We start from the raw sequence: 7,893 nt of genomic DNA, 5'->3' as shown, positions 1-7,893 counted from the left end.
CCACCAGCGCGATCATGTGGTCGAGCTGGTGGAGGAGCTGTACCCGACCTTCCGCTGGTTCTTCTATGACGGCCGCCAGCACTACTCCGTGCCGGTGACGGTGTTCGGGCCGCTGCGGGCGGTGATCTATCTCGGCGGCATGTACTTCCTGTTCAACTCGACCGAGCACATCCGCGCCCTGTCGGAGCATTTCGACAGCCTGATCCGCGGCGCGGTCGTCCAGCCGCCCGACGTGCCGAAGCTGCTGCGCCGGCTGCGGGCCCGGCTGGGGTAGCCGGAGGAAGCCGCGCCGATCGCTCAACGCTGCCATGTCGGACTTTTGTGCACCGCAGCAGCGCCGGACGTTCTATATTTGATCCTCTTCTGACCGATTCCGCTGCCGAGAGGCGTCGCCATGGGCGAGCGCGCGCATCCTGCCGTCCCGGCGATCACGCCGGCGATGATGTTCCTGATGGCCGTTGCCTGCGGCGCCATCGTCGCCAACCTGTACTACGCCCAGCCGCTGATCGCGCTGATCGCGCCGTCGGTCGGCCTCGGCACCGTCGCCGCCAGCCTGGTCGTCACCCTGACCCAGATCGGCTACGGCGCCGGGCTGATCCTGCTGGTGCCGCTGGCCGACATGGTCGAGAACCGGCGGCTGGTGGTGCTGACCCTGTCCGGCACGGTGGTGGCCCTGGCGATCGCCGCCCTGGCGCCGAACGCCGGTATCTTCCTGTTCGCGGCGCTGCTGATCGGCATCAGCTCGGTCGCGGCCCAGATCCTGATCCCGATGGCGGCGCATATGTGCGCCGACGCGATCCGCGGCCGGGTGGTCGGCAACATCATGAGCGGCCTGCTGCTGGGCATTCTGCTGGCCCGGCCGGTCGCCAGCGTGGTGGCCGAGCTGCTGGGCTGGCGCGCCATCTTCACCCTGTCCGCCGTGCTGATGGCCGTCCTCCTGGCCGTGCTGGCCTGGCGCCTGCCGCAGTACCGGCCGGCGCCGGGGCCGCGCTACGGCCAGGTGCTGCGCTCGCTGGCCACCCTGTTCCGCCACACCCCGGTGCTGCAGCGCCGCGCCGCCTACCAGGCCGCGCTGTTCGCCGGCTTCAGCCTGTTCTGGACCGCGGTGCCGCTGGAGCTGGCCAGCGACCGCTTCGGCTACAGCCAGGCCGGCATCGCCGTCTTCGCCCTGGTCGGCGCCGCCGGCGCCCTGGCCGCCCCGCTGGCCGGCCGCATCGCCGACCGCGGCTGGACCCGGCCGGCCACCTTCGGCGCCCTGGCTTCGGTCGCCGTCGCCTTCGCCATGGCCTGGGCCGGCGGCATCACCGGGTCGGTGGTGCTGCTGGGCGCGGCCGGCGTGCTGCTCGACTTCGGGGTACAGAGCAACATGGTGCTGGGCCAGCGCGCCATCTACGCCCTGGCGCCCGAGGCGCGCGGCCGGATGAACGGCCTGTACGTCGCCAGCGCCTTCGCCGGCGGCGCGGTCGGCTCCGCCATCGCCAGCGGCACCTTCAGCGCCGGCGGCTGGTCGCTGGTCAGCTGGGTCGGCCTCGCCTTCCCGGCCGTGGCACTGCTGGTCTATTCGACCGAGCTGTTTCGCCGCCCGGTCCCGCGCCAGGCTTGACCGCGGCCCGGTTTCCGGTGGAATCGGCCCCCGATTCCGCCGGAGGCCGAGCATGACCGACATCGCCGAACGCTGGTGGCAGGCGCTGCGCCGCGACCGGCCGGATCTCGCCCTGCCCGAGCACTACGACCTCTGGTATTTCGGCGACAGCGAGGCGCTGGCCAGCGAGCTGCTGGCGCTGGTGCTGGCCGGCACCAAGACCGCCACCGCCGGTCTGGTCTGGGGCGCCGACGAGGCCGGCACGCCGAAGCCAGGCGGGTACAGCCTGATCACCGATTTCGACGGCACACCGCGCTGCGTGCTGCAGACGGTGGAGGTGCGGGTGCTGCCCTTCGATCAGGTCGACGCCGCCTTCGCTTATGACGAGGGCGAGGACGACCGGTCGCTGGCCTCCTGGCGCGCGGCGCATTGGCGCTATTTCGGCCGCCGCTGCGCCGAGCTGGGCCGCGAGCCGGCCCCGGACATGCCGGTGTTCTGCGAGCGCTTCCGCCTGGTGTATCCGGAGGCGGTGGTCAGAGCGGGATGAGTTCAGGCCGGTATTCGCGTTGCCTCTCCCGCGTGGCGAGACCTCTTCAGAATAGCCGAAGCCATCCCTTTCTAGTCCCCCCTCCCCTCGCGGGAGGGGGTTAGGGGGAGGGGGTTGTCGAGGACAAGCTCTTCGCGAATGGACTCAGGAAACGACGTCGCGGGTGGACCGGATCGTGGGCGGCTCTGGCGGCGCGAACCCCTCCCCCTACCCCCTCCCGCAAGGGGAGGGGGGACTTTTTTGCTTTCGTCGCGAGCCTCCGGCACGATCCGGGGAATTTCCGAAAAGGTCTCGCGCGGCGGGAGAGGCAATGCCGTGAGGACGATCGAGATCGTGCCGGTCCCGTCCGAATGCCTGACGTGCCCCGAACCACTAACCCCTTCCCTCGGCCTCCCAGTTCAGCCGCTTGCGGTAGATGGTCGAGGCGCTGATGCCGAGCAGCGCCGCGGCCCGCGGCACATGGCCCTCGCAGGCCGAGATCGCGTGCTCGATCGCCTCCTTCTCGACCATCCACAGCGGCCGGATCCCCGCCGCCTTGCCGTCCGCAGCCACCGCCGGCGGCTCAGGCAGCGGCCGGCCGGGCTGTGCCGCCGGGATCAGGGTGCGCACCGGCGGCGGCAGCATCGCCCGGGTCACCAGCGGCCCGTCATGCAGCACCACGATGTTGCGGACCACGTTCTGCAGCTGGCGGACATTGCCGGGCCAGGCATAGCGCTGCAGGTCCTCCGCCACCTCCAGATCGAAATCGCCGAAGCTCTTGCCCTCCTCCGCCGCGTAGTCGCGCAGGAACTGGCGCGCGATCAGCAGCACGTCGTCCTCGCGCTCGCGCAGCGGCGGCAGGGTCACCGGGATCACCAGCAGGCGGTAGTACAGGTCCTCGCGGAACCGGCCCTGCCGCACCTCCTCCGCCGGGTCGCGGTTGGTGGCGCAGACGATGCGCAAATCGACCTTGCGCTCGCGGCTGCCGCCGACGGCCGTCACCACCCCGGTCTGCAGGAAGCGCAGCAGCTTGGTCTGCAGCTCCGCCGGCAGCTCGCAGATCTCGTCCAGGAACAGGGTGCCGCCATCGGCGCGGAGCGCGGCGCCCTCGCGGTCGGCCACCGCACCGGTGAAGGCACCCTTCACATGGCCGAAGATCTCCGATTCCATCAGGTCGCGCGGGATGGCGCCGCAGTTCAGGGCGACGAAAGGCTGGTCGTGCCGCGGGCTGCGCCGGTGCACGGCCTCGGCGCACAGCTCCTTGCCGGTGCCGCTCTCGCCGGTGATGAACACCGTGGCCTTGGATGCCGCCGCCGAGTCGATGATGCGGTACACCGCCTGCATCGCCAGCGACCGCCCGATGAAACCGTAATAACGGTCGCGGCCGAGATCCTCGCGCCAGGCCTCGACCTCGCGCTGCAGCCGCATCCGCTCCAGCGTGTTGCGGACCGTGACCGTCAGCCGGTCGCCCGGGAAGGGCTTGACCAGGAAGTCGAAGGCGCCCAGCCGCATCGCCTCGACCGCGGTGTTGACCGAGCCGTGAGCGGTGATGACGATCGGCGCCACCGGGATCTGCTGCTCGCGGATATGCGCCAGGATCTCCATGCCGTTCATGTCGGGCAGGTTGAGATCCAGCAGCACGGTCGCATAGCGCCCCTGCGCCAGCGCCGCGAGCGCGTCGGCCCCGGTCTCGGCATGATCGACGGCGATGCCGGCCCGGGACAAGGTCTCGATATACAGCCGGGCCAGCGCCGGCATGTCCTCGACCAGCAGCACGGCCGCGGTATCGGCGACAGGCGTTTCGGCGAGGGGAGCCAAGGCGGTATCGTGGCCCATGGAGGCATCCATCTTCAACAATAGCCCGCAACAAGAATTCGTCTTAAACGCAACGACGTGACGAGCCCGCCCCGCCGCGACGAACGGTCCTGAGACAGAAAGAGCATCATGATAGGTCCGAAAACGATTCTGATCGATGGAATTTGGAACGGCGCCGCGGATGGCCGCACCATTGCGGTGATCGACCCGTCGACCGGGGCGGCGTTCGACAGCCTCGCCCGCGGCGGCGCGGCGGAGATCGACGCCGCCGTCCGGGCCGCGCGCCGGGCCTTCGACGACGGCCCGTGGGGCCGGATGCCGGCGGTCGAGCGCGGCCGCATCCTGACCCGCATCGGCCGCGCCATCGAGGCGGATTTCGAGACCTTGTGGCGGCTGGAGGCGGCCGATGCCGGCAAGCCGGCGCGCCAGGCCAAGGCCGACATCACCGCCTGCGCCCGGTATTTCGAGTTCTATGGCGGCGCCTGCGACAAGCATCATGGCACCACCCTGCCCTATCTCGACGGCTACACCGTGCTGACGGTGAAGGAGCCCTACGGCGTCACCGGCCACGTCATCCCGTGGAACTACCCAGCGCAGATCTTCGGCCGCACCATCGGCGGCGCCCTGGCCGCCGGCAATGCCTGCGTGCTGAAGCCGGCCGAGGATGCCTGCCTGACGCCGCTGCGCATCGCCCAGCTGGCGCTGGAGGCCGGGCTGCCGCCAGGGGCGCTGAACGTCGTCACCGGCCTCGGGGCCGAGGCCGGCGCGGCGCTGGCGTCGCATCCCGGCATCGACCACATCAGCTTCACCGGGTCGCCCGCCACCGGCGCCGCGATCCAGGCCGCGGCGGCGCAGTTCAACCGGCCGGTGACGATGGAGTTGGGCGGCAAGTCGCCGCAGCTGGTGTTCGACGACGCCGATGCCGAAGCCGCCCTGCCCTTCGTCACCGCCGCGATCGTCCAGAATGCCGGCCAAACCTGCTCCGCCGGCAGCCGCCTGCTGCTGCAGGACGGCATCGCCGACGACTTCCTGTCGGCCCTGGGCGAACGGTTCAAGGCGCTGGAGACCGGCCCCTGGGACCGCGACCCGGATTGCGGCCCGCTGATCAGCGCCCGGCAACAAGAGCGGGTGCGCGGCCATCTCGACCGCGCCCGGGCGGACGGGCTGCCGGTGCTGGCCGAGGGTCGCCTGTCCCCGAACGCCCCGGCTGGCGGCTTCTACCAGGTGCCGACCCTGGTCGGCGACGTTCCGGCGGACCACCTGCTGGCGCAGGAGGAGGTGTTCGGCCCGGTGCTGGCGGTGCTGCGCTTCCGCGACGAGGAGGAGGCGATCCGCCTGGCCAACGGCACCGAGTTCGGCCTGGTCGCCGGAGTCTGGACGCGGGACGGCGCCCGGCAGCTGCGCTGCGCCCGCCGGGTCCGGGCCGGCCAGGTCTTCGTCAACAATTACGGCGCCGGCGGCGGGGTCGAACTGCCCTTCGGCGGCATGAAGCGCTCCGGCTTCGGCCGTGAGAAGGCGATGGAGGGGCTGGACCATTTCAGCGTGACGAAGACGATCGCGATCCGGCACGGATAACCGGCTCCTCGGCCTCTCCTTTTGTGTCATGCCCGGGCTTGACCCGGGCATCCGGAGAGCGTCGACATCCTCTGGATTGCCGGGTCAAGCCCGGCAATGACAGGGAGGAGGATTGGTTACGAAGCAAGATCCGCGCCCGGCTCATACCTCCTTCGCGGACATTCGCCTGCTGCCGGGACCGCCCTGCGCTTATAGTCCGGCCATTCGATGTCCGGCGCAGCGCCGGGGCAGACGGCGGGCCGGGCGCCAGACGATTGAGCGGCACCCCTCCCGCAACGCGACCACCACACGACCAGGACAGAGGGACAGGGCATGCGGCTCGAAGGCAAGGTGGCCATCGTCACCGGCGCGGCGTCAGGCTTCGGCAAGGGCATCGCCGAGCGCTTCGTGCGGGAAGGCGCCAGCGTGCTGATCGCCGACCTGTCGGCCGAGGCGGGCGAGGCCGTGGCCGCGGCGCTGAACGAGGTCCGGCCGGATGCCGCCCGCTTCGTCCGCACCGACGTGTCGCGCGACGCCGACACCGCGGTCGCCATCGCCACCGCGGTCGAGGCCTTCGGCGGGCTGGACATCGTCGTCAACAACGCCGGCTACACCCATCGCAACAAGCCGATGGCCGAGGTCACCGAGGACGAGTTCGACCGCATCTTCGCGGTCAATGTGAAGGCGATCTTCCTGGCCGTGCGCCACGCCGCGCCGCATCTTCAGGCCAAGGGCGGCTCGATCCTCAACATCGCGTCGACCGCCGGGCTGCGGCCGCGGCCCGGCCTGACCTGGTACAACGCTTCGAAGGGCGCGGTGATCACCGCCACCAAGTCGATGGCGGTCGAGCTGGCGCCGAAGATCCGGGTCAACTGCCTGTGCCCGGTGCTGGGCCAGACCGGCCTGACCTCGACCTTCCTCGGCGACGACACGCCGGAGCGGCGGGCCCAGTTCCTGGCCACCATCCCGCTGGGCCGGATGAGCACGCCCGAGGACATCGCCAATGCCGCGCTGTACCTGTCCTCCGACGAGGCCTCGATGGTCACCGGCGTGGCGCTCGAGGTCGATGGTGGCCGCTGCATCTGAGAGGTCGAGACCTCGGAGGCGGCTGAAGGGAAGCACCTCCCCATCCGCTGTCATTGCCGGGCTTGACCCGGCAATCCAGAAAATCTCGACGCTCTCTGGATGCCCGGGTCAAGCCCGGGCATGACAGGAAGGGGTTGGATGCGCGATGGCGTCGTCTTCGCAGCCGGGGCTTGCCTCCGGCGCGCGATGCCCGCACCCTCGCGCTCAGGGTAGCGAGGGGGCCGAAGGGGGCCACAGGCATGCCAGCAACGGCCGGGTTGTCGATCACGCACCGTCCGATTAGGAAGGCGCGATGACGACCCTCGCTACCGACTCGCGCGACGGCCAATCGCTCGCCCCCAAGCTGCTCGGCGTCATCGGCGTCGTGTATGGCGACATCGGCACCAGCCCGCTCTACACCATCCGGGAATGCTTCACCCATCCGGGGGCGCCCGGCGTCTCGGAGGGCGCCGTTCTGGGCGTGCTGTCGCTGATCTTCTGGGCGACGACGCTGATCATCACGGTGAAATACGTCTCCTTCGTCATGCGGGCCGACAACCGCGGCGAAGGCGGCGTGCTGGCCCTGACCGCCCTGGCCTTCCGCGCCCGGCGCGGCGCGAAATGGGGCCATTTCATCGTCCTGCTGGGCATCATCGGCGCGGCGTTGTTCTATGGCGACGGCGTGATCACCCCGGCGATCTCGGTGCTCAGCGCCGTTGAGGGGCTGAAGATCGCCACCCCGGTCTTCGACCCCTACATCATCCCGCTGACGCTGGTGATCCTGACCCTGATCTTCATGGTCCAGGCGCATGGCACGGCCAAGGTCGGCTCGGCCTTCGGCCCGATCATGTGCCTATGGTTCCTGACCATCGGCCTGCTCGGCGCGGCCCAGATCGTGAACCGCCCGGACGTGCTGGCGGCGATCTGGCCGAACCACGCGGTCGAGCTGTTCTATACCAGCCCGTGGGCCGCGGTGGTCGTGCTCGGCTCCGTCGTCCTGGCGGTGACTGGCGGTGAGGCGCTGTACGCCGATATGGGCCATTTCGGCCGCGGCCCGATCCGCATCGCCTGGGTCAGCTTCGTCTGGCCCGCCCTGCTGCTGAACTATTTCGGCCAGGGCGCGCTCTTGATCGAGAACCCGGCGGCGATCGAATCGCCCTTCTACCTGCTGACCCCGTCCTGGGGCCTGTACCCGATGGTGATCCTGGCCACCATGGCGACCGTGATCGCCTCCCAGGCCGTGATCTCCGGCGCCTTCTCGGTGAGCCAGCAGGCGGCCCAGCTGGGCTACATGCCGCGGCTGGAGGTGCGCCACACCTCGGCCGAGGAGAAGGGCCAGATCTACATCTCG

General features: G+C 70.2%; 6 protein-coding genes and 1 pseudogene. 6 read left to right on the top strand and 1 reads right to left on the bottom strand.

The window, feature by feature from the left end; genetic code table 11:
• The 3 genes and pseudogenes from ABDW35_RS26835 to ABDW35_RS26825 form a co-directional block, all read left to right on the top strand.
• Window positions 1–274, top strand: a pseudogene (locus ABDW35_RS26835) (transcriptional regulator); the annotation flags it as partial.
• A gap of 120 nt (window positions 275–394) precedes the next feature.
• The gene (locus ABDW35_RS26830) at window positions 395–1,603 is read left to right on the top strand and encodes an MFS transporter (protein ID WP_343716919.1); all 1,209 of its coding nucleotides are present in this window, start codon (window positions 395–397) and stop codon (window positions 1,601–1,603) included.
• A 52-nt stretch (window positions 1,604–1,655) separates the two neighbouring features.
• A complete protein-coding gene (locus ABDW35_RS26825) occupies window positions 1,656–2,129 on the top strand; it encodes an ASCH domain-containing protein (RefSeq protein WP_343716918.1) in 474 nt (157 codons plus the stop codon).
• 372 nt (window positions 2,130–2,501) lie between these two features.
• Here the strand turns inward: ABDW35_RS26825 and ABDW35_RS26820 are convergent, their stop codons facing one another.
• Window positions 2,502–3,944, bottom strand: coding sequence for a sigma-54 dependent transcriptional regulator (locus tag ABDW35_RS26820; protein WP_343716917.1), 1,443 nt, complete (start codon window positions 3,942–3,944; stop codon window positions 2,502–2,504).
• Window positions 3,945–4,052: 108 nt separating this feature from the next.
• Here ABDW35_RS26820 and ABDW35_RS26815 point away from each other — a divergent pair, with 108 nt between their 5' ends.
• The 3 genes from ABDW35_RS26815 to ABDW35_RS26805 form a co-directional block, all read left to right on the top strand.
• On the top strand, window positions 4,053–5,498 hold the full coding sequence (locus ABDW35_RS26815) for an aldehyde dehydrogenase family protein (RefSeq protein ID WP_343716916.1): 1,446 nt from the start codon (window positions 4,053–4,055) through the stop codon (window positions 5,496–5,498).
• Between the two features lie 312 nt (window positions 5,499–5,810).
• Window positions 5,811–6,563, top strand: a complete 753-nt coding sequence (locus ABDW35_RS26810) for a glucose 1-dehydrogenase (RefSeq protein WP_343716915.1) — start codon at window positions 5,811–5,813, stop codon at window positions 6,561–6,563.
• 292 nt (window positions 6,564–6,855) lie between these two features.
• On the top strand, window positions 6,856–7,893 hold a 1,038-nt coding region (locus ABDW35_RS26805; protein WP_343716914.1), incomplete at its 3' end, for a KUP/HAK/KT family potassium transporter.

The sequence above is a fragment of the Inquilinus sp. genome, from assembly GCF_039594555.1.
GTDB lineage: Bacteria > Pseudomonadota > Alphaproteobacteria > DSM-16000 > Inquilinaceae > Inquilinus.
The sequence above is the reverse complement of the archived record's forward strand: the minus strand, read 5'-3'. Positions and strand labels throughout refer to the sequence as shown.

Excerpts from the sequence above, each read along its gene's own strand:
- ABDW35_RS26830 (WP_343716919.1), top strand. The coding sequence starts at position 395 with ATGGGCGAGCGCGCGCATCCTGCCGTCCCGGCGATCACGCCGGCGATG.
- ABDW35_RS26825 (WP_343716918.1), top strand. The coding sequence starts at position 1,656 with ATGACCGACATCGCCGAACGCTGGTGGCAGGCGCTGCGCCGCGACCGG.
- ABDW35_RS26820 (WP_343716917.1), bottom strand. The coding sequence starts at position 3,944 with ATGGGCCACGATACCGCCTTGGCTCCCCTCGCCGAAACGCCTGTCGCC.
- ABDW35_RS26815 (WP_343716916.1), top strand. The coding sequence starts at position 4,053 with ATGATAGGTCCGAAAACGATTCTGATCGATGGAATTTGGAACGGCGCC.
- ABDW35_RS26810 (WP_343716915.1), top strand. The coding sequence starts at position 5,811 with ATGCGGCTCGAAGGCAAGGTGGCCATCGTCACCGGCGCGGCGTCAGGC.